Origin of the sequence: Thermus caliditerrae, assembly GCF_021462525.1 — a bacterium.
GTDB classification, from domain to species: Bacteria; Deinococcota; Deinococci; order Deinococcales; family Thermaceae; genus Thermus; species Thermus caliditerrae.
This window is the reverse complement of sequence record NZ_JAKEDT010000021.1, coordinates 15,559-39,062: the sequence shown is the minus strand read 5'-3', so window position 1 is coordinate 39,062 and position 23,504 is coordinate 15,559. Positions and strand designations below refer to the sequence as shown.

Below are 23,504 nucleotides of genomic sequence, written 5' to 3'. Positions count from 1 at the left end.
TGGCAAGGGTTCAAGCGGCCACCACCTGTCCCCGCGCCTTGGCCTCGTACATGCGGGTATCGGCGGCGGAGAGGAGGGCGTCTGGGTCAGTTCCATCTTCTGGGTAGGTGGCCACCCCGATGTTCACCCCCAGGCAGAGCCCTTCAAAGCAGAGATCCTGGATGGCCTGGGCGTAGCGGAAGGCGGCGGCAATGGCCCCCTGTTTGGGGGTGTGGGGAAAAAGGGCGGCGAACTCGTCCCCGCCCCAGCGGAAAAGGCGGTCCCCATTGCGCCGTTCCCTTCCAAGGGCTTTGGCCACCTGGATCAAGGCTAGGTCGCCCACCGCGTGGCCCAGGCGGTCGTTCACCTGCTTAAAGCCCTTTAGGTCCAAGACCGCCAGGGAAAGCGGGTAGCCGTAGCGCTCGGCCCGCTTTAGCTCCTCTTGGAAAAAGCGGTCAAAGGCCCGGCGGTTGGCCAGCCCCGTTAGGGGGTCGGTGAGGGCGGCTTCCTCCAGGAGGTGGCGGGTGCGCGCCTCGTGGAGCAAGGTGGCGAGGGGGGCGGCGAAGAAGCGGGCGGCCTCCAGGGAGTCTTCCCCGAAGGCCCCTGGGTCGTGCAGGTTGTCCAGGTTGAGGTAGGCCAGGACCTCACCTTTGTAAGGGATGGGCAGGCACAGGTTGGCCTGGATCTCCCGGGCCCGGCCTGCTTGGTCAATGACCTCTTCCGGAGCTGTCTGATGGCTGATCTCTACGATAGGGCGTTCTTCCACGCTCATGGTACGGGGCTCTCCAAGGAGCGCCCTTTCCAGCGGGTGACCGTACCAAAGGAGCATGGCCTCGGGGGTGAAGCGAATGGCTTGTAGCCCTTCCAGATCATAGCCCACCGCGGCCTTGAAGCGGTAGGCGTCTTCCTCCAGCACCAAGAGGCTTCCCGCTTCCGCCCCGGGCACCTGGCGGATGGCTTCTTCCAAAAGGGGCTGGTAGAGGTCGTCAGGGGGCCTTTGCAGGAGGTTAAGGAAGAGCCCGTTCACCGCCTGGTGGCGGTGCTTTTCCGTAAGCCGCTCCAAGCCAAGGCCCAGGGTGCGGCTAAAAAGGAGGAGAAGCTCCACCTCCGCCTTGCGCCAAAGCCGCTCCTCTTTCTGCCCCAGGACCAGCACCCTTCGGCTCCGGGGCGCGCCTGGGGAGAGCACGGGCAAAGCGGCGAAGGTGCGCCAGCCCATGGCCTTAAGGGCGGGCACCACCCGGCGTTCCTCGGCGTAGCGGGCCGTGAATACCGGGCTTTGGGTCTCGTACACCTGCCAGGCCAGGCCCACGCCGTAGGGCAGGCCCTCCTTCAGCACCTGGAGGAGGGAGGGCTCCTCCACCCCCTGGTAGGCCAAGGCTTCCATCCGCCCACCCCGCGCCTCCCAAAGGGTGCCCGAGGGTAGCCCCAAGGAGCCGAGGAGAAGGGCCAAGGCCTTGGCCCCCGCCTCCTCCAGGGTAGCAGCGCTTTGCAGGCGTTCCGAGAGTTCAGCGATGAGCCTGCGCTCCTCCAGGTCGGCCAGGCGGGAGAGCTGCAGGCTCACCGCCTGGGCGAAGCGGAAAAGCCCCTCCACCTCCTCGGGGGGGAAGGGCCGGTTCCTCTCCAGGTTGAGCACGGCCACCACCTCGCCCCTTTCCTCGAGGGGCAGGGCCAGCTCTGCCAGGGTCTTCAGGCCCGGGGCCGGGATGTAGCCGGGCTCCTGGCCCACGTCGGGCACATACACGGGGCGCCCTTCCCGGAAGGCCCGGCCCATCACCCCGCTGGCGGGCACCTCCTTAAGGGAAAGGGGAGGGGTGCTTTCCAGGAGGCGGAAGCCTTGGGTGGTGGGCACCCAGACCCCCACGTGCCCCCCTTCCCCTAAGGCCGCTAGGCGTTCGGGAAGGGTTCGGAGGAGGGTTTCCCGGTCTGGGGCCTGCGGAAGGGCCTCGAGGGCCTCGGCCAGGAGCCTTTGGCTTCGGGCCAGCGCCTTGGCCCGGCGGTGAGCCCGCCGGAGGCTTTCCCCGATCCCGTGGGCCAGCCAGGCGGAAAGGAGGAGGAGGGCTAACGCCATGAGGCTAAAGCCGGGAAAGAGGAGGAGAAGCCCGGTGGAAAGGAAAGCCGCCAACAACCCCCAAGGGAACCCGTACATGCTGGCGGTGGCGGCGGTGAAGATCATGAACCAGGGGAGGATGTAGGGGTCGCTGTAACCCAGTCCCCCTGCCAAAAGGCCTAGAAGGATAGAACCCAGGGCAATCAGGGGATAGGGCAGGGGCATGTTTGGTTCATCCTAAGGGGTACTCCACCCCTTTGCCTAGGGGGTGGGGGCGAGGGCCAGGTAGCCCTGGGCCTTCTCCGCCGCCCTCTGCCCCGAGCGCACCACCTCGGGGAGGCCCACCCCTTGGAGGTAGTTCCCCGCCAGGAAGAGCCCAGGGGCCTTGAGGAGGGCCATCTCCAGCCGCTCGATGCGCTCCACATGCCCCACCCGGTAGGCGGGCATGCCCTCGGGGAAGCGGAAGACCCAGGTGCGCTCGGGCCGGACTTCCTTCCCCAGGAAGCGGCGAAGCTCCTCCAGGGCCACCCGGGCCAGCTCGGCCTCGGAAAGCCGGGCGGGCTCCCCGGAGAAGTACGCCCGCACCAGGGACCAGCCCTCTGGGGCCCTGCCTGGCCACTTCTGGTGGGTCCAGGTGAAGCCCCGGGCGCGGTACCCTTCCCCTTTGGCGATGAGGAGCCCATGCCCCGCCACGGGTAGCTCCTCGGCGAAGGCCAGGCTCACCGTGGCCGCGGGGGTGTGGGGGATGCCCTTGAGGAGGGCCGTGGCCTCGGGAAGGAAGGGCCTGAGGAGGGCCGCCGCCTGGGGGGCGGGGGTGGCCAGAACCACCGCCTCGGCCTCCAGGACGCCTCTTGGGGTGTGGAGGCGGTAACCGCCCTTCAGGGCCTCCAGGCCCAGGACCGGGGTGGCGAGAAGCGCCTTTTCCCTCACCTCCTCGGCCAGCTTGCGGGTGAGGGCGGAAAGGCCCTCTTGGAAGGAGAAGAAAAGGCTTCCCCCCTCGCGGCTCCCCCGGGCCCTTCTGGCCCGCATGGCCCCCAGGAGGAGGCTCCGGTGTTTCCGCTCCAGCTCCAGGAGCTGGGGAAAAGCCGCCCGCATAGAAAGCTCCTCGGGCTCCCCCCCGTAGATGCCCCCCGCCAAGGGGGCCACCAGGGCGTTGAAGACCTCGAGGCCAAGCCGCCTTTCCGCGAACTCCCTTAGGCTTTCGTCCTCCTTGCCGCCGCGGGGCAGGAGGAGGTCGTAGAGGGCGCGGAGCTTGCCGGAAAGGGAGAGGAGAGGGGTGCGGGCAAGGCCCTTAAGGTCGCCGGGCACGATCTGCAAAAGCCCTTCCGGAAGGGGGTGGGCCTTGCCCCGGCGCAGGATGTAGGCGGCGGGTTTGGCGGGAAGGGTGCCGATGGGCTCGAGGCCGAAGCGCTCCCCTAGCTCCAGCACCTCCTTCTTGTAGCGCACGCTGGCGTCGGGGCCTCCCTCCACCAAAAAGCCCTCCTGGCGGTGGGTGCGCACCTTCCCCCCGAGCCTGGGGCTCCCTTCCAGGAGGAGGAAATCCACCCCAGCGTCCTTCAGGGCAAGGGCGGCGGAGAGCCCCGCCCAGCCCCCGCCCACCACAACTACCTGAGCCACGCCGCCTCCACAAGGTCCTTCAGGACGTGGATGTAGTCCAAGTCGGCGTTGAGGCTCCGGGCTCGGATGAGCCTTAGTCCCACCTCCTGGGCGGTGGCCTGGGCCTCGAGGTCCAGATCGAAAAACACCTCCAGGTGGTCGGCGGGGAAGCCCACCGCCTGGACCACCACCTCCTCGTGGCCTTCCTCCTTCAAGGCCCGGAGGTGCTCGTTGATGTCGGGGCCCAGCCAGGGCTCAGGGGTCCTTCCCGCCGACTGGTAGGCCACGCTAAAGCGGGGGAGGGAGAGCCTCTTAGCGATGAGCTCCGCCGTCCTCTCCACTTGGCGTGGGTAGGGGTCGCCTCGTTCCACCGCCGAGACAGGGATGGAGTGGGCGGTGAAGACGTAGGCCGCCCGCTTGGGGTCCCGCAACCGCCAGATGGCCTCCTCCAGCCTGCGGGCGTAGGCGGCGATGAGGCCGGGATGGGCCTCGTAGCTTTCCACCCAGACCATCTCGATGGGCTCGGGTAGGGCCTTTAGGGCGGCTTCCACCTTTTCCTTGTACTCGGCCACGCTCCTTAAGGAGTAATGGGGGGCGGCCACAATGGCCACCGCCCGCCTCACCCCATCCTCGTGCATGGCCGCAATGGCCTCCCCAATGGAGGGGTGCCAGTGCTTGGTGCCCACGTAGACCCTGGCTGGGCCCTGGGGGGTGCGGGGGCCGAAGGGGCCCAGGAGGCGCTTGGGGTAGGCGGGGGCCTCGAGGTTCAAGAGCGCCTGGAGCCTGATGGCCTGGGCCAGGGTGATCTCGTTCAAGGGGCTTTTGCCGATGGCGGCGTAGCGCTCGGTGAGCTCGTGGAGGAGCTCTTCCGGGGGCCTTTTTCCCCGGCGGATGTCCGTGTAGTAGGGCTCGATCTCCTCCGGGGTGTAGGGGGTGCCGTAGGCCATGAGAAGCAAGTTCATGCCGCTTCCTCCTTCAGCAGTTCTACCACGTACCGCACGTTCTCCACCGGGGTCTTGGGCAGGATGCCGTGGCCTAGGTTGAAGATGTGCCCCGGCTTACCAGCGTTTTCCTCCAGGATCCGCCGCACCTCCCGCCGGATCACCTCCTTGGGGGCGAAGAGGAGGGCGGGGTCCAGGTTGCCCTGGACCGGGGTAGCCCCCAGCGCCTCCCGGGCCCAAGGGAGGGGGGTGTGGTGGTCCAGGCCGATCACATCCCCCCCGGCCTCCGCCATGTCCTTGAGGAGGCCCATGGTGCCCACGCCGAAGTGGATGACGGGTACCCCAAGGGGCTTGAGCTCCTGGAAGAGCCTGGCCATATGGGGCTTCACGTAGCGGCGGTAGTCGGCTGGGCTTAGGGCCCCCACCCAGGAGTCAAAGACCTGGAGGAGGTCGGCCCCCGCCTCCGCCTGGGCCCGCAGGTAGCGGGCCATGGCCAGGGTGAGCTTCTCCAAAAGCTGGTGCCAGAGGGCCTCCTCCCGGTACATGAAGGCCTTCACCTCCAGGAAGTGGCGGCTCGGCCCTCCTTCGATGAGGTAGCTGGCCAGGGTGAAGGGGGCCCCGGCGAAGCCGATGAGGGGCACCGCAAGCTCCCGCTTCAGGAGGCGGATGGCCTCCAGCACGAAGGGCACCGCCTCCTCCGGCACCAGGGGCCTTAGGGCCTCCACCCCCTTGGCGTCCCGGATGGGGTGGTGGGTGACGGGGCCCTTGCCCTCCACCAGGGAGAGGTCCACCCCCATGCCGTACAGGGGGGTGGTGATGTCGGCGAAGAGGATGGCCGCGTCCACCCCCAGCTGGCGCACGGGGAGGAGGGTCACCTGGGCGCAGACCTCGGGGTTCTGCACGATCTCGGGGAGGGTGTAGCGCTTCCTTATCTCCTGGTACTCCTTCTGGTAGCGGCCCGCCTGGCGCATGAACCAGACGGGAGGGCGGGGGGTGGGTTCGCCCCGGGCCGCCCGGAGGATGAGGTCGTTCACGTCCCCCATGCTAGCATGGGGCATGCGCGCCATCTTTTTCGCCCTAGCCTTGGCCTTGAGCCTGGCCCTGGCCCAGGAGGACCCGGTGGTGGCCCAGGTGGGCCCCGAGGCCCTCACCAAGAGCCAGTTCGATCTCCGCTTCGGCCTTTTCGCCAGGAGCGCCCTGCGCCAGCTGGGCCTCCCCGACACGGAGGACACCCGGGAGTTTCTGGAGCCTTACCGTGCCCCTTACCTCCAGGCCCTGGCGGAGGAAAAGGCCCTCCTCCGGGTGGCCCGGGCCCAAGGCTTCTGGCCCAAGGAGGAGGCGGTGGAGGCCAAGGTGTGGCAGCTCAAGGAAGCCTTCCCCTCGGAGGAGGCCCTGCTGGCCGCCTTGAAGGAGGCGGGGGTGGAGGACCTGGCCACCTACCGCACCCTGCTTGCCGAGGCCATGGCCCTGGAGGCCCTCGAGGCCCACTACCGCGCCAGGCTCAGCGTCTCCCCCGCGGCCCTGAAGGCCCTTTGGCTTCTTTCCCCCGAGTACCGCCACCCCACCCTCTACTGCGCCCGGCACATCCTTCTGCCCACCCTGGAGGCGGCCAAGGAGGCCCTGGCCCGCCTGGAGAAGGGGGAGGCCTTTGCCGAGGTGGCCAAGGCCCTTTCCCAGGACCCGGGCTCCAGGGAGGCGGGGGGAGACCTGGGGTGCGAGCCCCAGGGCACCTACATCCCCGCCTTTGAAAAGGCCCTCCTCTCCCTGAAGCCGGGGGAGGTGTCGCCCCCCGTGGGCACGGAGTTCGGCTTCCACCTCATCCTGCTGGAGGGGGTGAAGCCCGCGGGCCGCTACTCCCTGGAGGAGGTGCGGGAGGGCCTCGAGGGCCAGGTGAAGGACCTGGCCTGGGAGAAGCTAGCCAAGGCCCTCATCCGGCCCTACCCCATCCGCCTCTTCCCCGAGCGCCTTTAGCCCCATCGTGGCGCAAGCCGCCTCGGCTTCCATGGCTGGGGCAACCCTTAGGCGGGGGTCCTTTTAGGGCAGGGTGAGGAGCAGGGCCTCGTCCCCCACAGGGGTCTGCGCCAGGAGGAGGGCTTCCCCGGGCCCGTAGATCCCGCTTTGCCCCTCGAAGGCGAGGCCCAGGATGCGCCCGTTCAGCATGGGGTTGAGGAGTAGCCGGAGGTGTTCCCGCCCTTTGAGCCTTTCTTGGGCGGAGGCCAGCCAGACCTCCCCCTCCTTGAGCCTCCGGTCCCAGGGCCAGGGGCGGTCCCAGGCGGCGGGGTTGGCGGAGGGCTGCAGGAGGACCTCAGCCCCCAAGGCGTCCAGCCGGGCCAGGTGGCGCTCAAAGAACCCGTCCAGGCAGATGAGGATGCCCATCTTCCCCGCCTGGGTCGCCACCAGGTGGGGGCCGAAGATGCCCCGCCGCAGCCAGCTTTCGGGCGGGGTGAGCTCCATCTTGGGCACCTGGGCCAGGAGGCGGCCTTGGGGGTTGAAGAAGAGGGCCAGGTTCTGGAAAAAGGGGGTGCGGGCGAACCGCCCCCGGGCCAGCTCCTCCTCGTAAGGGGGGGAGAGGAGGGTGCCCGCCAGGAGGTAGGTGCCGAAGGCCCTGGCGGCTTCCGCCATGACCTCCCGGAAGACCCCGTAGGCCCGCCGGGCCCGCCGCCAGGGGGCGAGGGGGCTTCGCAGAAGCTCTCGGGGGTGGAAGTCCCCTTCCAGGTGGAGGAGGAGGGGAAGCCCGAAGAGCTCGGGGAAGGCGGCGAGGCGGGGAGAGGGGGTGCCCTCGAGGGGCCTAAGGAGGGCGAAGACCCGCTCCCGGAAAGCCTCCTCCGTGCGGTAAAACTCCGGCCTTACCTCCGCCTGGACGGCCAAGAAGGTGCGGAAGGGCACCTTTCCAGTCTAATGCCCCTGGGCGAGGTTCTGGGCCACGATGAAGACCCCCATGGCCACCAGGAAAAGGGCGAAGCTCCGCTTCAACCCCTCCTGGGGCAGGCGTACCGCAAGCCTCCCCCCCAGGAAGCTCCCCAGGGTCCCCACCCCCACGAAGAGGAGGGCCACCGTGTAGTTCACGGCCAAGCCCAGCTCTGGCAGGAGGTGCAGGTACTTGTAGAAGCCGGCGAAGGACTTGAGGGCGATGATGAGGAGGCTGGTCCCGATGGCCAGGTGCATGGGAAGCCCCCCGAGGAGGACCAGGGCGGGTACGATCAAAAACCCCCCACCCACCCCCACGAAGCCCGTGAGGGCACCCACGGCAACCCCGTCCAACACGATCTTCCAGGCCTTGCGCTTCCCCTGGCCTTCAGGGCGGAGGGGGGCGGGCCGGGCCATGAAGTAGGCCGCTAGGAGCATCACCGAGGCAAAGGCCAAAAGCTGCACCTCCCCGGAGACGAAGCGGGAAAGCCAGGCCCCCAGGTAGGTGCCCGCCATGCCCGGCAGGCCGAAGAAGAGGACGTTCCGCCAGTCCACCAGGCCCCGTAGGGCGTAGGGGAGGGCCCCAAAGAGGGCGATGCCCCCCACGATGAGGAGGCTTTCCGCGATGGCCTGCTTGGGGGCTTCCCCCAGCAGGTACACCAGCACGGGTACGGTGAGGATGGACCCCCCCGAGCCCAAAAGCCCCAGGGAAAGCCCGATGAGTAGGGCTCCGAGCAGGGCCAGACTCATCGCTCCACCGGGAACCCCGCCGCCATCCAGGCGTAAGTGCCCCCCTCCAGGTTGTACACCTTCTCCCCGGGGAAGCCCTGGTTCACCAGGAAGTCTGCGGCCACTCCCGAGCGGTTGCCGGAGTTGCAGACCAAAAGAAGGGGTCGGTCTTTGGGTAGTTCGGAGAGCCTATGGGGCAAGGAGGAGAGGGGGATGTTCACCGCTCCCGGCACATGCCCTTCCGCGTACTCCCAGGGCTCACGCACGTCCACCACCAAGGCTTCCTGCAGAAGCTTTTCCGCCTCGTGGGGGCCCACCTCCTGGTACGGGGTGGCGGTGTAGCCCACTTCCACTGGGCTGGTGTCCACGGGGAGGCCGGAGCGGTACCAGCGGACGATGCCCCCCTCGAGGTTGTACACGTTGGCGTAGCCCTGGGCGGTGAGCCAGGCGGCCGCCTGCCAGGAGCGGTTCCCCGTGCGGCAGTAGAGGACCACCGGGCGGTCCTTGGGGATTTCCCCGTAGCGGGCCACGAACTCGGAAAGGGGCACTAGGCCTGCCCCGGGGATCCGGGCCTGGGCGTACTCCTCCACCTCGCGCACATCGATGAACGCCACGCCCTGGTCGTAGAGCTTCTTGGCTTCCTCTGGGCTCAGGTCCTTGACCTCGGCTTCGTACATGTTTCCCTCCTTGGGGTGTTTGGGGAACTGGGGTTTTGCCCCAGTTCCCCCCGCACTACGCTCAGGCGTTTACCAGCTCCTCGCCCTTCTCCACCGGGAAGCCGGCCTCCTGCCAGGCCCTAATTCCCCCGGTGAGGTTCAGGGCGTTTCTGAAGCCGTGGGCCAAGAGGGCGCTGATGGCGGTGCTGGAGCGGTCCCCGCCCACGCAGTGGACGATGAGGGGCCTCTCCTTGGGGAGCTTATCCAGGTGGGCGAGGACGCGGCCGGCATGGATGTTCAGGGCCCCGGGGATGTGCCCGGCCAAGTACTCGTCCCGGCCCCGCACGTCCAGGATCACCGCCTCGCCCCTCTGCCAAAGGGCGTACGCCTCCCGGGCCGTGATCTGGGGTACGGTTTCCAGCTCCCCGTCGGCATATCCCTGCAGGCCTGGGATGTACCCCACCACCTCATCCAGGCCGATGCGGATCAAGGCCCGGGTCAGGGCCTCCACCTCGGAGGGGTGGGCCAGGAGGATGAGGGGGCGGTCATAGGGCAGAAGCCACCCGGCCCAGGTGGAGAAGTTCTTGCCCGCGGGGATGTTGATGGCCCCCCGGATGTGCCCACCGGCGAAGGCGAACTTGTCCCGGGTGTCCACCAGGATGGCCCCCTCCCGCAGGTACCGGTCAAACTGGGCCTTGGTGAGACGGCCCGGGTGGGGGATGCCTCCCAGGATGGGCATCCCGTCCCGGTTCAGCCGCTTCATCTCCTTGAAGTAGGTGGGGGCCTCGGGCTGGCCCTGGAGGAGGGCCCGCACGAACCCTTCTTCGTCGTCCCTTTCCAAGTATTCCGCCCACCAGGCGTGGCGGCGCTCGTAGCCTACGGTGGTGGCGGGGAGGGCTCCCAGAGCCTTACCGCAGGCGCTTCCCGCCCCGTGCCCCGGCCAGACCTGCACGTGGTCAGGAAGGGTGAGGAACTTCTCCTTGAGGCTTTGGAACATGCGCCTGGCCCCCGGCACCGCCGTGCCCTTGATGCCGGCAGCTTCCTCCAGGAGGTCGGGGCGGCCGATATCCCCCACGAAGACGAAGTCGCCCGTGAGGAAGAGGAGGGGCTCTTCGGTCACGGCCCCGTCGGCCACCAGGAAGGAGAGGTGTTCGGGGGTGTGGCCGGGGGTGTGGACCGCCTTCACCCGGATGTTCCCCACCCTAAACTCGTCCCCGTCCTTGAGGAGGACGTGGGTGAAGCCTTCCAGGCCCCTGTACTTCCAGTTCTCGTCCCCCTCGTCGGAGAGGTACAACGTGGCCCCGGTGGCCCGGGCCAGCTCCCGGGCGCCGGAAAGGTAGTCCGCATGGATGTGGGTTTCGGCGATAGCGGTGATCCTGAGGCCCAAGGACTCGGCCAGCTCCAGGTAGGTGTCCACGTCCCGCTTGGGGTCCACCACCAGGGCCTCCCCGGTGGCGGCGCAGCCCAGGAGGTAGCTCATCTGAGCCAGACCCTCTTCGTAAATTTGCCGGAAGACCATAGCTTCACCTCCTAAATGGGACGTTTGTCCCCTCGGTCCCCAAAATACCCCATGGGGGTAAACCTGTCAACGGGCGGCGATATCGTGAGATTAAGCTCTATGCTCTGTAGCAAGCTTCTGCTATAGTTGTTATAGGATGTACCCCTACGGGGGTATCCAGGAGGAAAACATGGCGTTACTGGGACCGAAGGAGCAAGAAATCGTGCGCGAGAGGCTTTCTAGCTTGGTGCGGGACGTGGAGCTGGTGCTCTTCACCGACACCTCCACGCTGGTGGCTCCGGGTAAGGAACCCTGCCTGTACTGCAAGGAAACCAAGCAGCTTCTGGAGGAGGTTTCTGCCCTTTCCGACAAGCTTCACCTGGTGGTTTACGACCTGGCCACCCCGGAGGGACAGGAGAAGGCCAAGGCGTACAAGGTGGAGGCCGCACCCACCCTCATCCTGCGGGAAAAGGGCTCTCAGGCCATCAACCTGCGGTACCGGGGTATCCCGGCGGGCTACGAGTTCGCGAGCCTCCTGGAGGACATCGAGATGCTGGGTCGGGACGGGCACGGGCTTCCGGAAAACGTGGTCCAGGAGCTCAACAACCTTCCCGAGGAGGTGGTGCTCCAGGTCTTCGTGACCCCCACCTGCCCTTACTGCCCGCAGGCGGTCCGCACCTCTCACCGCATGGCCTACGCCTCTCCCAAGGTCTGGGGCGAGATGATCGAGGCCAACGAGTTCCCCGAGCTTTCCAACCGCTACCACATCCACGGGGTGCCCGACACCATTGTGAACCACGGCAAGGAGCGAATCTTGGGGGCTCAGCCCCTCTCCCAGTTCCTCCAGGCCATCCGCAAGGCCGTGGGCGTCCAGGCCTAGCCATGACCCGGCGCGCCCTTCTCGCCCTCCTGCCCCTCGTCCTCCTCGCCGCCTGCGGGCCCAAGGGCAGCTACCAGAACGTGGGCCCAGAGGAGCTCTACCGGGCCCTGGAGTCCGGGGCGGTGGTGGTGGACGTGCGCACCCCGCAGGAGTTTGCTGCTGGGCACGTGCCCGGGGCCATCAACCTCCCGGTGGAGGCCATTACTTCTTGGGCGGATCAGGTGCCCAAGGACAAGCCGGTGTACCTCTACTGCCGGAGCGGCAACCGAAGCCGCCAGGCGGCGGAGTACCTGAAGAAAAAGGGCTACACCAACCTCTACAACGTGGAGGGCGGGGTGCTGGCCATTGAGCGGGCAGGGTATTCGTTGGTCCGCTGATGGACGCGGTGCAGGTAGGGCCCTTGGCTATCCCCTGGACGAGAGTCCAGGTGGCCTTGGTCCTTTTGGTCCTGGTGGGGGTGGCGGAGGTCTTGGCCCGTCGGGTGGACCGGAGGTTTTCCTCCTGGGCCTACAACGCCGTTTTCCTGGGCCTGGTGGGAGCCCGGCTGGGGTTTGTCCTGGAGAACCTGCCTGCCTTCGCGCGCGACCCCCTTTCCGTCTTCTACGTCTGGCAGGGAGGCTTCGATCCGGTCTGGGGTATCTTGGCAGGAGGAGGGTATACGCTGATGGCAGTGCCCAAGCAACTCTGGCGCTACGCCCTAGTGGTGGCTTTGGCGACGGGCTTGGTGGCGGGGGTGCTCTTCACCCGGGGTACCGGCGGGCAGGAGGTCCGGTTGCCCGAGCTGGGGCTTGCCTCCTTGGGGGGGACCGCCGTGAACCTTCAGGACTTCCGGGGCAAGCCTCTGGTACTCAACACCTGGGCCACCTGGTGCCCCCCCTGCCGCCGGGAGCTGCCCATGATGGTGCGCCTGAGCCAAGAGTATAAGCAGGTCCGCTTTGCCTTCGTGAGCCAGGGGGAGGGCCCTGCGGTGGTGAAGGCTTTTTTGGAGGAGCAACGGCTAACCCCCGAGTGGGTGCTGTTGGATCCGGAAACCCGGCTCTCGCAAGCCCTGGGGGTGCAGGGGCTGCCCACCACCTTTTTCTTCGACAGCGAGGGTCGTCTGGTGGCACGGCATCTGGGGGAGCTGTCCCAGGCGCTCCTCGAGGGCTACCTCAGGGCGTTGCGCTAACTTCCTGCGGAAAGAAGGGTTTCCTTTCCCCCCGCCGATGTCTTGAGGTGAACGGGTCGGCCCCAAAGGCGGTGCAGGTTTTCCAGCACCGCCTGGGTCTTTTTCAGGTCCAACTCCACGCCCTCGTAGGCGTGTTCCAGGAGGAGTTCGCCCCGGTTCCCGTAGTTAGCGTCCACCAGCTCCACGATGGGGTAGCCCCCGTTGGTGAGACGGAAGAGGAGGGCCTTCTTGGCCTCGGCGAAGCGGGGCAGGTCCTCGGGGTTGAGGAGCCTTTGCCGGAGGGCGAACTCGGGGGTCAGGAAGGTATCCAGGAAGCTCAGGTCCGTGTGGACGGTGCGCACCTGGAAAAGCTGCTTGAGCCCCAGGCCGGTGGGCCTCTCGTAGGTGAGCCGCTCCCCTATGGGCAGGGCCTCGTACTCCGGGCCGAACCGCCCCTTATCCCAGCGCTCCTCCACCTCCTTGAGGAGCAGGTAGCCCAGGCGGTAAGGGTTGAAGCCGTGCGGGGCGAGGAGACCGGCCTGGAGCTCGGCGAACTCCAGGGCTTCCTCTGGGGAGAGAAGGGGGAGGAGGAGGCGGGTGTGCCAGTAGGTGGCCCAGCCCTCGTTGAGGATCTTGGTGGCCGCTTGCGGCACATAGTACAGGCTTTCCTCTCGGATGATCTCCAGGATGCCCTTCTGCCAGGGGGCTAAAGGGGCATACCGGGCCAGGAAGCCCAGGATGTCCCGGGTGGGCCTAGGGGGGAGGGGTTCGGGGCGCCCCCCCTCCTCGGCTTCCTTGGGGGGCTCGGGCGGGGGGTTCACGTAGGGGTCCAGGTAGGGGCGCACCCGCAGGCGCTTGGGGGGTTCGGCCTCCTCCGGTCCCTCCTTCTCCGGCCGCCGGATGTAAGGGGCGTGGGGATCGATGAGGTTTTCTAGGGAGAGAGCCAGGTCCAAAAACTCCTCCACGCTCCTCGCCCCGTGCCGCTCCATGGCCTTTTCCACAAAGGCCGCATGGTGCGCCATTTCCTCGTGCATGTCCTTGGGGATGGGCTTAAAGGCCAGGTTGTTCTGGAAGGAGTCGGCGTGGGCAAAGACGTGGGCCATGACCAGCTTCTGGGCGAGGAGGGTGTTGCCCTTGAGGAGGTAGGCCCGGACGGGGTGGGTGTTCACCACCAGCTCGTAGATGCGCCCAAGACCATAGCGGTAGGTTTCCCGGTGGCGCAGGTACTCGCTCCCCCAGCGCCAATGGGGGTAGCGGCGGGGAAAGCCCCCGTAGGCGGCCAGCATGGCCATCTCCTCGGGGCCCACCTCCTCAAAGAGCACGGGGGGGAAGGAAAGCCCTGCCGCCAAGGCCCTTTCCCGCAGGATCTCGGCCCACTGCCTCAGCTCCTTGCGCATCCCTTAGCCTCCCAGAAGCCGCCTTAGGGCCAAGGGCAGGTCCTCCCTGTCCCGCACCTCCGTGGCGGCCAGCCCCTCTTCCTTTACCAGGGCCTCCTTCAGGTCCTCCAGAAACCGCCCCTGGCCGTAAGGCCCCTGCACCTGGGCGTAGCCGTAGAGGGCCAGGGTGGGGAGGAGGCGCCTTAGGGCCTCGAGGGCCAAGGGGGTGTCCCCCTGCCAGTTCTCCCCATCGGAGAAGTGGTAGAGGTAGCGGTTGTAGAAGGCCTCGGGGTAGCCCTTTAGGATCTCCTCCGCCAGGAGGAGGGCGCTGGAAAGCCTCGTCCCCCCGCCTTCCCGGGCCCGGAAGAACTCCTCCTCGCTCACCTCCCAGGCCTCGGCGTCGTGGAGGAGGTAGCGCCTTTCCAGCCGGGGGAAGTGGCGCTTAATCCAGAGGGTGATCCAGAAGGAGAGGGTCTTCACCAGCCTGAGCTCCTCCTCCCGCATGCTCCCGGAGACGTCCAGGGCGAAGAGGACCACCGCCTGGGCGTGGGGGCGGGGCTTGCTCCTCGGGGCCTTGTAGCGGAGGTCCTCCCGCTCAGGGACCAAAAGGGGCTCTTCTGGACGGTACTCCCCGGTGATGAGGGCCCGCTTCAGGCTTTCCTTGAGGGTGCGGCGCACGTGGCGCAGGCCCCTGGGGCCTTTCCGGGCGATGGTGGTGTAGCGGAAGGCCTCCTCCGTCACCTCCCCTTCTCCCTTGGGCCGGAGCCGGGGAAGCCTCAGGGCCTCCCCCATGAGGTCCAAGAACTCCTCCAGCTCCAGCTCGGCCAAGGGCACGTGGCCCGCGGGGCCCAGGCCCTCCGTCCCCGGGCCCCCAAGGCCCAGGCCTTCCCCCAGAGGCTCCCCGTAGACGATCTTGGGGAGTTCCAGCTGGGGCAAGGGGATGGAGACCAGGCGGCCTTCCACCTGGCCGAAGAGCTCCTCCCGGGTTAAAAACTCCTGGGCCTTTTTCTTCACCTCCCCGCGCACGATCTCCTTAAAGCGCAGGAGGTCGCGCTCGATGGGCCTCATCGCTCACCCCGGGCGAAGATGGAGGCGGCGAACTCCAAAACCCCGCTGGCGCAGTGCTCGCAGTAGCCGTGGTCGCGGATGAGGCGGGCCTTGACCACGTCGATCTTGGCCTGGGTCTCCGGGTCCACCACCCCCGAGACCAAGGCGGAAAGCCGGATGGTGTCCTTCTGGTCATCGAACAGCTTCAACTCCAGGGCCCGGCGGAGCCTTTCGTTGTCTTTGTAGGTGAACGGCCTTCCCTCCAAGGCTAAGGCGCCGATGTAGTTCATGATCTCCCGGCGGAAGTCGTCCTTGCGGGACTCGGGGATCTCGATGCGCTCCTCGATGGAGCGCATGAGGCGCTCGTTGGGGGGCTCGGGGGCACCGGTGTAGGGGTTTTTCACCTTCTCCCCCAGGACGTAGGCCTTCACGTGATCGATGTAGTTGTGGAAGAGGCGGTTTAGGGCCTCCTCGTCCGCGGCGATGGCCCTTTGCACCTCGTTCTTCACGATCTCCGCGTACTCGGCCTTCACCTCCTGCAGAAGGGCCTTGTAGCGCTCCCGGGTCTTCTCGTCGGAGATGAGGGAGTGGTGCTTCAGGCCCTCCTCCAGCTCGTTCATCACCATGAAGGGGTTGATGCAGGGCTCCTCCGAAGTGACCAGGACGTTGGAGATCTTGTCCTGGATGTAGCGGGGGCTGATTCCCTCCAGGCCCTCCCGCTTGGCCTCGGCCATGAGCTCCCGCACCGCCTCCTCCGTCCAGCCGGGAAGGAGCTTGCCGTCGTAGAGCTTGAGCTTCTGCATGAGGGTGAGCCCCGCCCGTTTGGGAGGCTCCAGCCGGGTGAGGACGGCCCAGGTGGCGGCCATCTCCAGGGTGTGGGGGGCGATGTGCTTGGCCCGCACCTTGCTGAAGTCCCGCTTATAGATCTTCACCTCGTCGGAGACCCGCAGGATGTAGGGGACGTCGATCTTGATGGTGCGGTCGCGAAGGGCCTCCATGTACTCGTTGGCTTGGAGCTTGCGGTACTCGGGCTCGTTGGTGTTGTGGCAGACAACGTTTCCGACGCCGCAGACAAAGTTGTGGAGGCCCTCGCATTCGATGTCGTAGACCCACTCCGCAAATGCCTTTCGGGAGTGCACTCGGGCCTGGAAGCGGCGGTGGCGGCCCCCTCGCTTTCCATCCCCTGAAACGAACCGGATCCGGTAGGCCGGAAGCCGACCGGGTCGCTCCTGTCGGTAGACACTATAGTCGTAACCAAGTAATGTCGCCAAGGTGCCGACCTGGGCGGCCAGCATGGGCGAGATGGTCTTGAACTCAAAGAAGCGGGAACGGTAATCGGCCGATGCGGTCCGGTCGAGCTCTGCGGAGAGCTTACGGGAACCGTCGGTGCGCATCAGTTCGTCAAAGGCGTGTTCGAGAAGCGGCCTTGGCAGCCGGAAGAGGAAGTCTGGGAGCTTTTTCGAGGCGGCGTGTTCGCCGCAGTGGTGGCGCGCAAGCACGGCGATAGCCTGCGAACCAAGGTAGAGTCGCCATGCCGAATCGGTTTTGGCGCCGGCATCGATGTAGCCATGTGCGGTGGTGATGCGAGCGTAAGCCCTGCGGACCCGTTCCAACTCGTTCCGGTCCGCATGGCTAATCACGACGCCGCCGTTTTTGCCGTTCAAGTGGCCCTCGGTGGCGTACCAGATGAGAACGGTGAGGAGGTCTTTGAGGGCGTTCTCGTCCCGAACTGGATGGTAAACCGCTCGGATTTCTGTTGCGTGCCGTGGAAGGGCAAGCCTTGCCCACCCGGGACGGGCAGGGCGTGTCAGGGGTCCGCTGCCTACCAGGGCGTGAATGTCTTCGCGGATGAAGCCATCAACACCTTCCACGACGTCCAAAAGCGCCTTTTCGTCCTGCAGGACGAGGTCCGCGTCGATTCGGCGCACCGCTGCGATCTCGCGCCGCTCCTCCGGGTAAAACGTCCGCCCGTTGCGGTCGTAGAGGGAGTGGTTGGGGGTCGTTTCCACCACGCCCCACTTTTGGGAAGTGGTGAGCATCTCACCTGTAAACCGGTGCCGGAAGATCGAGCGTACCGGGGTCCAGCGCGTCTGACCCGAGGAGAAGTCGTGCGCGAGCACTTCGAGTCCCCGGGGGTCGTGGCCGAACCTTTCCCAAAGGCCTTGGACGGTCGTCCAGCCGGGGATGCCCCGGTAGCGGTACAGGATTGGTGTGTTTCCGGAGACGCTATGCCCCAGGATGATCTCGTCGATGTCCGTCTGGGCGAACTTCTTGGACTTGATCTTGTGCTCCTGGCTGGCGGTGAGGAGGTCGTAGAGGAAGGCCACGTCCAGCTTGAGGATCTCGATGAACTCCACCAGGCCGCGGTTGGCCACGTTGAGCTCCCCATCGAAGTTGAAGGCCCGGGGGTCGGAATCGGAGCCGTAGATGGCCACCTTGCGGTAGTTGATGTCCCCGGTGAGCTCGGTGGAGTCCTGGTTCTTCTCGTCCTTGGGCTGGAAGGTGCCGATGCCGATCCGGTCCTTTTCCGAGAGGACCAGGCGCTTCACCACCACCTCGTTCTCCAAGACGGCCGCCAGGTCCCCCCCATGGCGGGCCAGGGCCTCCCGCATCTGGAAGCGGCACACCGGGCAGAGGTCCCCTTCCACCTCGAGGGGGTAGGGGTATTCCGGGTGGAGGGCCTTGAGCTCCGCCAGGAACTCCTCACGCAGCTCCTTGGGCAGGAGGAGGAGGGGTTCTTCGTGCATGGGGCAGGAGAGGGGGCCCTCCGGGGTTTTCCAGTAGAAGGTGAAAAGCTTCCCTTCCTCCGTGCGGCTGTAGGCCTCGAGGCCCTTCTTGAGGAGCCGGGCGATGGTGCTCTTGGCCGAGCCCACGGGGCCGTGGAGGAGGAGGATGCGCCGCTCCGGCCCCAGGCGGTGGGCGGCAGCTTTTAAGGTGGCCACCAGGCGCATGAGGGGCTTGTCCAGGCCGAAGATGGCGTCCTTGCCCCCCTCCAGGGGGTCCTCGAAGAAGCGGTAGTGCAGCAGCTTCTCCCGGAAGAGGGTGCGCTCCTCTATCCCGTGGGAGAGGATCATGTCGTGGACCCGCTGGAAGCTGGTCCTAAGGGGCCTAGGGTCCCGCTTGAGGAGGCTGAGGTATTCGGCGAAGGAGCCCTCCCAGCTTAAGGCCCGGTAGGCCTCGAGGTCTTGGCTGCGCCGGATGCGTTCCAGTTCGTTCATGGACGCCCTCCTTCATACCGGGCAGGGACGGGTTGTGATAGCTTTGCCTTTATTGTAGCAGGTTCTGGGCGGAGAATGTGGCCCCGGCTCTAGCCAGGGAAGGGGTTTTGCGCTAGCCTTGTCTAGGTTCTTGAGATCTCGTAGAACCCCCGGGCGTTGTGGATGAAGTGGGCCAGGACGCCTGGGAGGAGGCTTCCGCTGAGAAAGTAGGTGAGCCCGAAAAGGAGCCCGGCGATACCGGTGTAAACCGGGTAGGCGAAGGCCCGCCTGGGGGCGGGGTGAAGGAGGGCGAAGACCAGGGCCTGGAGGAAGAGCCCCGAGGGCCCCAGCCAGGCCACGAGGAGGCTTTGCAGAAGCCCGCGGAAGAAAACCTCCTCCGCCACCCCCGAAAGGAGGGCGAGGAAAAGGAGGGTTGCGGGTCCTACCCCCGCCCGGCGCAGGGCTTCTCCTAAGGCCCGATGGAGGCTTTCCGCCTCCCGAAAGGAGGCGGGGAAGAGATGCCGGAAGGCTTCCTCCAAAGCGGCCAAGGCCAGGATGAGACCCAGGGCATAAAGGAGTTCCCTGGGGCTCGCCTGGCCGAAGGGAAGGCCCAAGAGGAGCATGCCCGAGGTCCCAAGGAGGAGTAGCCCTCCTTGGAGGGCCAGGAGCCAGCCCAGGGGCGGGGGGACCAAGGCCTTCAGGCCTACTCCCCACCCAGGGCGAAGCCCTGGTCCAGGAGCTTCTTGGGGTAAGCGCGAAAGGCGAGGAGGGTTTCCGTGCGCTCCACCCCCTCCAGGGCCAGGATCCCCTGGGTGACGGCTTCGTCCAGCTCCTCGAGGTCCTTAAGGCGCAAAAGGGCCACCAGGTCGAAGGGCCCGGTGACGGAGTACACCTCGGCCACCTGGGGTAGCTCGGCGATGGCCTCGCCCAAGGCGGCGATGCGGTCCCCGCGGGCGCGGATCAGGACAAAGGCGGTGATCACCCCCCCATCATAAGGGGGCGGGGCTTTCCAGAAGGAGCTTGGGGCGGAAGCCCAGGGCGTCCGCGGCCACCAGGTGGAGGGGGATGCCCTGGTACTCCTTGGGGAGCCGCTCCGGATCTGCCCCGTGCAGGTGCCCGTAAACGATGGCCTCGGGGCCCGCTTCGGCGGCCAGCTCCAGGAGGGGCGTGGCCTCCCCGCTGGGGCCGAAGGGGGGAAAATGGAAGGCCACCACCAGGTGGCGGTAAGCCCTTCCCTTAAGGTCCTGTAAGGAGAGCTTGAACCGCTCCACCTCCCGGGCGAAAATCCGCTCGTCCTCGAGGGTGGGAGGCGGGTACTGCCACCCCCGGGTTCCGGCCACCGCCACCCCTTCCACCACCACGGCATCGTTCTGCAGGGCGTACATGCCCGAGGGGAGCACGGCCCTAAGGCGGCTGATGGAGGGCCACCAGTAGTCGTGGTTGCCCTTGAGTAGCACCTTCTTCCCCGGTAGGGCCGCCAGGTCTAAAAGGTCGGGCAGGGCCTCAGGGAGGCGCATGGCCCAGGAGATGTCCCCGGGGACCACCACCAGATCCTCCGGCCCCACCACCTGGCGCCAGCCGTGAAAGAAGGCCTCGGGGTGCCCCTTCCAGGTGGGCCCGAAAATGGTCATGGGCTTGGGGTGGACGCGGGAGAGGTGAGGGTCGGCGATGGCGAAGACCCGCATGGGCCATAGCGTACCCTAAAGGGGTGGAGAAGTCCCAGGCCCTGGCTTACGCCGTGCGGCTTCTGGCCCGAAGGGCCTTGTCCCGGGTGCGCCTTCGGGAAAAACTCCTCGCCCGCTTCTCCGAAGGGGAGGTGGAGGAGGTCTTGGACCGCCTGGAGGCGCTGGGCTACCTGGACGACCGGGCCTTTGCCGAGACCTTTGTGGCGGGAAGGAAGCGGTACGGTCCCCTCAAGCTCAGCCATCTGCTTCGGGCCCAGGGGGTGCCGGAGGCGGTGGTGGCGGAGGTCCTGAGGGAGGCGGAGGAGGGGGTTTTGGAGGCCGCCCTGCGGGTCTTGCGGCGCTACCCGCGCCGTGACGACAAGGCCAAGGCGGTGCGCTTTCTCCAGGGGCGGGGCTTTCCCCTTCCCGTGGCCCTCGAGGCCTACCGCCTTGTCAAGGAGGAGGAAAGCGGGTAAAAAGAGCCCATGCCTGAGGTGCGCGCCGAGCGCTTCATCCCTGCTTCACCGGAGAAGGTCTACGTCCTGGCCAAGGACCTGGAAGGGCTCAAGCCCTACCTCAAGGAGGTGGAAAGCCTCAAGGTCCTCTCCCAGGAGGGCAACCGCACCCGAAGCGAGTGGGTGGCGGTGGCCATGGGCAAGAAGGTGCGCTGGCTGGAGGAGGAAGAGTGGGACGACCAGGGCCTAAGGAACCGCTTCTTCTCCCCTGAAGGGGACTTTGACCGCTACGAGGGCACCTGGGTCTTCCTACCGGAAGGGGAAGGCACCCGGGTGATCCTCACCCTCACCTACGAGCTCACCATCCCTATCTTCGGCGGCCTTTTGCAGAAGCTGGTGCAAAAGCTCATGCAGGAGAACGTGGAAAGCCTCCTGAAGGGGCTGGAAGAACGGGTTTTGGCCGCCTAGTTGCAAGGGAAAACCTTTTGCTCTAGCATGGGCCTGAAGCCGCCCATCTTAGCCTAAGACGGGGTGGCCTAAGAGTTTTCAGGAGGTCAAAGTGGAAACGTTGCGCGTCTCTTCCAAGTCCCGCCCCAACTCCGTGGCCGGCGCCATCGCGGCGCTCTTGCGCACCAAGGGGGAGGTGGAGGTGCAGGCCATCGGTCCCCAGGCGGTGAACCAGGCGGTGAAGGCCATCGCCATCGCCCGGGGGTACATCGCCCCCGACAACCTGGACCTGGTGGTCAAGCCCGCCTTCGTGAAGCTGGACCTGGAGAACGAGGAGCGGACCGCCCTGAAGTTCAGCATCAAGGCCCATCCCCTGGAGTCTTGAGGCCGGAAACGCCCAGGGCCCTTGCCGTCCGGGTGCTCCTGGAGGTGGAGCGGGGCGGCAGGGCCCAGCTGCTCCTGGACCGGGTCCTGGACCGGCTTGCCTGGCCCGAGCGGGACAAGGCCTACGCCACCCACCTGGTCTACGGCACCCTGCGCCGCCTGAGGCTTTTGGACTTCCTTTTGGAGCCTCTTCTAGAGCGTCCGGAGAAGCTCCCTAGGGAGGTGCGCTGGGTCCTGCGCCTGGGAGCCCTGGAATGGCTCCTCGGTAAGCCGGATCACGCCCGGGTGAGCCCCTGGGTGGAGGAGGCCAAGCGCGCCCACCCGCGCTTGGCGGGTTTGGTGAACGCGGTGCTCCGGCGCCTCGAGCCCCGGGAGGCCCCGGAGTGCGTGCGCCTTTCCCTTCCCGACTGGCTCTGCGAAGCCTGGCGAGCCTTATTTGGCCAGGTAGCCTTCGCTGAGGGCTTCAACGAGCCTGCCCCCCTCTTCCTCACCGCCTACCGCTCCGTGGAGGGGCTGAGGCCGGGGCCCCTTCCGGATAGCTACATCTGGGAAGGCCCCAAGACCGATTTTTCCGCCTTGGGGCTGCAGCCGCAAAACCCAGCCTCCCTTTTCGCCGCAACGCTTTTGGAGCCCAAGGCGGGGGAAAGGGTGCTGGACCTCTGCGGGGGGGCGGGGCTCAAGGCCTTCTATTTGGTGGCCAAGGGGGCGGAGGTTGTCTCCTACGACCTGAACCCCAAGCGGCAGGAGGCGGGGCGGAAGACGGCGCAAAAGCTTGGCCTCGCGGTGGAGTACCGCACCCAAGACCTGCGGGAGCCTCTACCTGAGCGGGCCAGTAAGGTCCTTCTGGACGCTCTTTGCACGGGTACCGGCACCTTTCGCGCCCACCCGGAGCTCCGCTACCGCCTCACGCCCGAAGACCCCAAGGCCATGGCCCAGCTTCAGCTCCAGCTTCTGGAGACGGCGGCCCAGGCCACGGAGGTGGGGGGGCTTCTGGTCTATGCGGTCTGCACCCTTACCGAGGAGGAGGGGGAGGGGGTGGCCCGGGCCTTCTTGGAGCGGCACCCCGAGTTCCACCTCGAGCCCTTCGCCTGTCCTTTGCCGGTCCTTAGGGAGGGCCTAGGGGTTTACGTGGCCCCGGAAGGGGGCTTGGACGGGTTTTATTACCTGCGCCTGCGGAAGGTAGACTCTAAGGCATGAAGCTGGCGTTTCTGGGCTTGGGCAAGATGGGGAAGAGCATCCTCAAAGGGGCGTTGGAGCGGGGTTTCCTCCGGCCCGAGGAGGTGGGGGTGGTGGGGCGCATCCCCGAGCGTACCCGGGAGCTGGCGGAGGCCTTCGGCATCCGGCCCCTGAGCCCCAAGGACCTTCCCCAGGCGGAGCGGGTTCTCATCGCCGTGCAGCCCAGGGACTTCCCCCACCTGGCCCCGGAGGTGGCCTTCCCGGGACTGGGCTACCTCTCCATCATGGCGGGGGTGTCCACGGCGGTGCTGGCCCGCAGGCTGGACTCGAGGCGGGTGGTGCGGGCCATGCCCAACGTGGCCGCCAGCATCGGCGAGAGCTCCACCGCCCTCACCGCCCTGAGGGAGGCCAAGGAGGCGGGAGACCTGGAGTTCGCCCGGGCCCTTTTCGCCACCGTGGGGGACGTGTACGAGATCCCCGAGCACCTCTTTGACCCCTTTACCGCCATGTCTGCCTCTGCCCCTGCCTATTTGGCGGTGGTGGCCGAGGCCTTGGCGGACGCCGGGGTGAAGATGGGCATGTCCCGGGCTCTGGCCCTGCGCCTGGCGGCGGAGGCCCTGGCGGCCACGGGGGAGCTTCTAAAGGGTAAACACCCGGGGCAGCTCAAGGACGAGGTGGCGAGCCCAGGGGGCACCACCATCCACGGCCTCCACGCCCTCGAGGCCCGCGCCCTCCGGGCCGCCTTCTATGAGGCGGTGGAGGCGGCCACCCGGCGGGGGCACGAGCTAGGGGAGGTGGAGTGAAACCCGCTTGTCCCAAGCTTGCCCTGGGGAGAGGGTCCCGGCGCATCTTGCCCCTTGACCTACGCCTTTGGGCCTTCCTCCCCTTTCTCCTTCTCGCCCTGGGTCAGGTCTTTCCCCAGGCTGGGGCGCGCTACGCCTACTCCGATGGTACCCTGCAGGAGCTTAGGCCCACGGAGGAGGGCTTCCGCCTGCGCTACCTGAGGCAGGGCAAGGTGTTCCGGGAGGACCGGCTCAAAAAGACCCCTGAGGGGCTTTACCTTCTGGGGGTGGGCCTGCCTGAGGGGTATTTTGCCTTTGAGCCGCCCCTGCTCCTTTACCCAGAGCGGCTGGACCTGGGAACGGCCTGGGGGGGAAGCGCCCGCTTCCGGGGGCAACGGGTGGCCCTGTCCGCTCGGGTGGAGGGCCTGGAAGGGGTACGGGTCAAGGCGGGAGCCTTCAACGCCTTCCGGGTCCGGGTGGCCTACACCACCGAGAAGGGGGGTACGGACCTGAAGGAGCTCTTCCTGGTCCCCGGCCTGGGGGTGGTGGCCTACCGGGCGGGGGAGACCTGGGTGGAGCTTTTGCGCCTCCCTTGA

General features: G+C 67.0%; 24 protein-coding genes. 10 read left to right on the top strand and 14 right to left on the bottom strand.

Annotation, left to right across the window (positions count from 1 at the left end):
- Window positions 1–10: 10 nt before the first annotated feature.
- Genes L1088_RS10450 through hemE form a run of 4 tightly spaced genes read right to left on the bottom strand, consistent with a single transcriptional unit; the run spans window position 11 to window position 5,621 of the window.
- Window positions 11–2,251 (bottom strand): diguanylate cyclase domain-containing protein, encoded by a 2,241-nt coding sequence (locus tag L1088_RS10450; protein ID WP_234554975.1) that lies wholly within the window; start codon window positions 2,249–2,251, stop codon window positions 11–13.
- Window positions 2,252–2,287: 36 nt separating this feature from the next.
- Window positions 2,288–3,643 carry a protoporphyrinogen oxidase gene (gene hemG / locus L1088_RS10445; protein ID WP_234554974.1) on the bottom strand — a complete coding sequence of 452 codons (1,356 nt, stop codon included), beginning with the start codon at window positions 3,641–3,643 and terminating at the stop codon, window positions 2,288–2,290.
- On the bottom strand, window positions 3,631–4,584 hold the full coding sequence (gene hemH / locus L1088_RS10440; protein ID WP_234554972.1) for a ferrochelatase: 954 nt from the start codon (window positions 4,582–4,584) through the stop codon (window positions 3,631–3,633). The genes hemG and hemH overlap by 13 nt, the downstream gene beginning before the upstream one ends.
- On the bottom strand, window positions 4,581–5,621 hold the full coding sequence (gene hemE, locus L1088_RS10435; RefSeq protein WP_438948066.1) for a uroporphyrinogen decarboxylase: 1,041 nt from the start codon (window positions 5,619–5,621) through the stop codon (window positions 4,581–4,583). The genes hemH and hemE overlap by 4 nt, the downstream gene beginning before the upstream one ends.
- On the opposite strand from hemE, the gene L1088_RS10430 reads away from it, so the two are divergent.
- Window positions 5,620–6,534, top strand: coding sequence for a peptidylprolyl isomerase (locus L1088_RS10430; protein ID WP_234554970.1), 915 nt, complete (start codon window positions 5,620–5,622; stop codon window positions 6,532–6,534). The two genes, hemE and L1088_RS10430, sit on opposite strands and share 2 nt — an antisense overlap.
- Window positions 6,535–6,597: 63 nt before the next feature.
- On the opposite strand, the gene L1088_RS10425 is transcribed toward L1088_RS10430, so the two are convergent.
- The 4 genes from L1088_RS10425 to L1088_RS10410 form a co-directional block, all read right to left on the bottom strand.
- On the bottom strand, window positions 6,598–7,449 hold the full coding sequence (locus L1088_RS10425; RefSeq protein WP_234554968.1) for a nitrilase-related carbon-nitrogen hydrolase: 852 nt from the start codon (window positions 7,447–7,449) through the stop codon (window positions 6,598–6,600).
- A gap of 9 nt (window positions 7,450–7,458) precedes the next feature.
- Window positions 7,459–8,220 carry a sulfite exporter TauE/SafE family protein gene (locus L1088_RS10420; protein ID WP_038041994.1) on the bottom strand — a complete coding sequence of 254 codons (762 nt, stop codon included), beginning with the start codon at window positions 8,218–8,220 and terminating at the stop codon, window positions 7,459–7,461.
- Window positions 8,217–8,876 (bottom strand): rhodanese-like domain-containing protein, encoded by a 660-nt coding sequence (locus L1088_RS10415; protein WP_135343404.1) that lies wholly within the window; start codon window positions 8,874–8,876, stop codon window positions 8,217–8,219. The genes L1088_RS10420 and L1088_RS10415 overlap by 4 nt, the downstream gene beginning before the upstream one ends.
- 61 nt (window positions 8,877–8,937) lie before the next feature.
- On the bottom strand, window positions 8,938–10,374 hold the full coding sequence (locus L1088_RS10410; protein WP_234554967.1) for an MBL fold metallo-hydrolase: 1,437 nt from the start codon (window positions 10,372–10,374) through the stop codon (window positions 8,938–8,940).
- Window positions 10,375–10,543: 169 nt separating this feature from the next.
- On the opposite strand from L1088_RS10410, the gene pdo reads away from it, so the two are divergent.
- From pdo to L1088_RS10395, 3 genes are read left to right on the top strand one after another with little or no spacing between them, the layout of a single operon-like run.
- Window positions 10,544–11,233: a protein disulfide oxidoreductase gene (gene pdo / locus L1088_RS10405; protein ID WP_234554966.1), complete on the top strand. Its 690-nt coding sequence runs from the start codon at window positions 10,544–10,546 to the stop codon at window positions 11,231–11,233.
- A 2-nt stretch (window positions 11,234–11,235) separates the two neighbouring features.
- Window positions 11,236–11,610 (top strand): rhodanese-like domain-containing protein, encoded by a 375-nt coding sequence (locus L1088_RS10400; RefSeq protein WP_234554965.1) that lies wholly within the window; start codon window positions 11,236–11,238, stop codon window positions 11,608–11,610.
- Complete coding sequence (locus L1088_RS10395; RefSeq protein WP_234554964.1) at window positions 11,610–12,401, top strand: TlpA family protein disulfide reductase; 792 nt, start codon at window positions 11,610–11,612, stop codon at window positions 12,399–12,401. The genes L1088_RS10400 and L1088_RS10395 overlap by 1 nt, the downstream gene beginning before the upstream one ends.
- Here the strand turns inward: L1088_RS10395 and L1088_RS10390 are convergent.
- From L1088_RS10390 to L1088_RS10365, 6 genes are all read right to left on the bottom strand, one after another.
- Complete coding sequence (locus L1088_RS10390; protein WP_234554963.1) at window positions 12,398–13,777, bottom strand: SpoVR family protein; 1,380 nt, start codon at window positions 13,775–13,777, stop codon at window positions 12,398–12,400. The two genes, L1088_RS10395 and L1088_RS10390, sit on opposite strands and share 4 nt — an antisense overlap.
- A gap of 3 nt (window positions 13,778–13,780) precedes the next feature.
- Window positions 13,781–14,824 (bottom strand): DUF444 family protein, encoded by a 1,044-nt coding sequence (locus L1088_RS10385; protein WP_234554962.1) that lies wholly within the window; start codon window positions 14,822–14,824, stop codon window positions 13,781–13,783.
- Window positions 14,821–18,021: a serine/threonine protein kinase gene (locus L1088_RS10380; RefSeq protein WP_234554961.1), complete on the bottom strand. Its 3,201-nt coding sequence runs from the start codon at window positions 18,019–18,021 to the stop codon at window positions 14,821–14,823. Before L1088_RS10380 ends, L1088_RS10385 begins: the two co-directional genes overlap by 4 nt.
- Window positions 18,022–18,143: 122 nt before the next feature.
- Entirely contained in the window at window positions 18,144–18,692 is a 549-nt protein-coding gene (locus L1088_RS10375; protein ID WP_234554960.1) for a CPBP family intramembrane glutamic endopeptidase, read from the bottom strand.
- An 11-nt stretch (window positions 18,693–18,703) separates the two neighbouring features.
- Complete coding sequence (locus tag L1088_RS10370; RefSeq protein WP_234554959.1) at window positions 18,704–18,982, bottom strand: Lrp/AsnC family transcriptional regulator; 279 nt, start codon at window positions 18,980–18,982, stop codon at window positions 18,704–18,706.
- A gap of 7 nt (window positions 18,983–18,989) precedes the next feature.
- Complete coding sequence (locus tag L1088_RS10365) at window positions 18,990–19,685, bottom strand: metallophosphoesterase (RefSeq protein ID WP_038045994.1); 696 nt, start codon at window positions 19,683–19,685, stop codon at window positions 18,990–18,992.
- A 23-nt stretch (window positions 19,686–19,708) separates the two neighbouring features.
- Here L1088_RS10365 and L1088_RS10360 point away from each other — a divergent pair, with 23 nt between their 5' ends.
- The 6 genes from L1088_RS10360 (at window position 19,709) to L1088_RS10335 (ending at window position 23,504) form a co-directional block, all read left to right on the top strand.
- Window positions 19,709–20,140, top strand: coding sequence for a regulatory protein RecX (locus L1088_RS10360; protein WP_234554957.1), 432 nt, complete (start codon window positions 19,709–19,711; stop codon window positions 20,138–20,140).
- Window positions 20,141–20,149: 9 nt separating this feature from the next.
- The gene (locus tag L1088_RS10355) at window positions 20,150–20,587 is read left to right on the top strand and encodes a type II toxin-antitoxin system RatA family toxin (protein WP_038045997.1); all 438 of its coding nucleotides are present in this window, start codon (window positions 20,150–20,152) and stop codon (window positions 20,585–20,587) included.
- A gap of 91 nt (window positions 20,588–20,678) precedes the next feature.
- Entirely contained in the window at window positions 20,679–20,951 is a 273-nt protein-coding gene (locus L1088_RS10350) for a stage V sporulation protein S (protein ID WP_014515944.1), read from the top strand.
- On the top strand, window positions 20,948–22,147 hold the full coding sequence (locus L1088_RS10345) for an RsmB/NOP family class I SAM-dependent RNA methyltransferase (protein WP_234554955.1): 1,200 nt from the start codon (window positions 20,948–20,950) through the stop codon (window positions 22,145–22,147). The genes L1088_RS10350 and L1088_RS10345 overlap by 4 nt, the downstream gene beginning before the upstream one ends.
- Window positions 22,144–22,929, top strand: coding sequence for a pyrroline-5-carboxylate reductase (gene proC / locus L1088_RS10340; RefSeq protein WP_234554953.1), 786 nt, complete (start codon window positions 22,144–22,146; stop codon window positions 22,927–22,929). Before L1088_RS10345 ends, proC begins: the two co-directional genes overlap by 4 nt.
- Before the next feature lie 47 nt (window positions 22,930–22,976).
- Window positions 22,977–23,504 (top strand): hypothetical protein, encoded by a 528-nt coding sequence (locus tag L1088_RS10335; protein ID WP_038049378.1) that lies wholly within the window; start codon window positions 22,977–22,979, stop codon window positions 23,502–23,504.

Coding starts and splice junctions, on each gene's coding strand:
- L1088_RS10415 (WP_135343404.1), bottom strand. CDS start 8,876: ATGTACGAAGCCGAGGTCAAGGACCTGAGCCCAGAGGAAGCCAAGAAG.
- L1088_RS10380 (WP_234554961.1), bottom strand. CDS start 18,021: ATGAACGAACTGGAACGCATCCGGCGCAGCCAAGACCTCGAGGCCTAC.
- pdo (WP_234554966.1), top strand. CDS start 10,544: ATGGCGTTACTGGGACCGAAGGAGCAAGAAATCGTGCGCGAGAGGCTT.
- L1088_RS10355 (WP_038045997.1), top strand. CDS start 20,150: ATGCCTGAGGTGCGCGCCGAGCGCTTCATCCCTGCTTCACCGGAGAAG.
- L1088_RS10430 (WP_234554970.1), top strand. CDS start 5,620: ATGCGCGCCATCTTTTTCGCCCTAGCCTTGGCCTTGAGCCTGGCCCTG.
- L1088_RS10420 (WP_038041994.1), bottom strand. CDS start 8,220: ATGAGTCTGGCCCTGCTCGGAGCCCTACTCATCGGGCTTTCCCTGGGG.
- L1088_RS10365 (WP_038045994.1), bottom strand. CDS start 19,685: ATGCGGGTCTTCGCCATCGCCGACCCTCACCTCTCCCGCGTCCACCCC.
- hemH (WP_234554972.1), bottom strand. CDS start 4,584: ATGAACTTGCTTCTCATGGCCTACGGCACCCCCTACACCCCGGAGGAG.
- L1088_RS10395 (WP_234554964.1), top strand. CDS start 11,610: ATGGACGCGGTGCAGGTAGGGCCCTTGGCTATCCCCTGGACGAGAGTC.
- L1088_RS10400 (WP_234554965.1), top strand. CDS start 11,236: ATGACCCGGCGCGCCCTTCTCGCCCTCCTGCCCCTCGTCCTCCTCGCC.
- hemE (WP_438948066.1), bottom strand. CDS start 5,621: ATGCCCCATGCTAGCATGGGGGACGTGAACGACCTCATCCTCCGGGCG.
- L1088_RS10410 (WP_234554967.1), bottom strand. CDS start 10,374: ATGGTCTTCCGGCAAATTTACGAAGAGGGTCTGGCTCAGATGAGCTAC.
- L1088_RS10390 (WP_234554963.1), bottom strand. CDS start 13,777: ATGCGCAAGGAGCTGAGGCAGTGGGCCGAGATCCTGCGGGAAAGGGCC.
- proC (WP_234554953.1), top strand. CDS start 22,144: ATGAAGCTGGCGTTTCTGGGCTTGGGCAAGATGGGGAAGAGCATCCTC.
- L1088_RS10385 (WP_234554962.1), bottom strand. CDS start 14,824: ATGAGGCCCATCGAGCGCGACCTCCTGCGCTTTAAGGAGATCGTGCGC.
- L1088_RS10450 (WP_234554975.1), bottom strand. CDS start 2,251: ATGCCCCTGCCCTATCCCCTGATTGCCCTGGGTTCTATCCTTCTAGGC.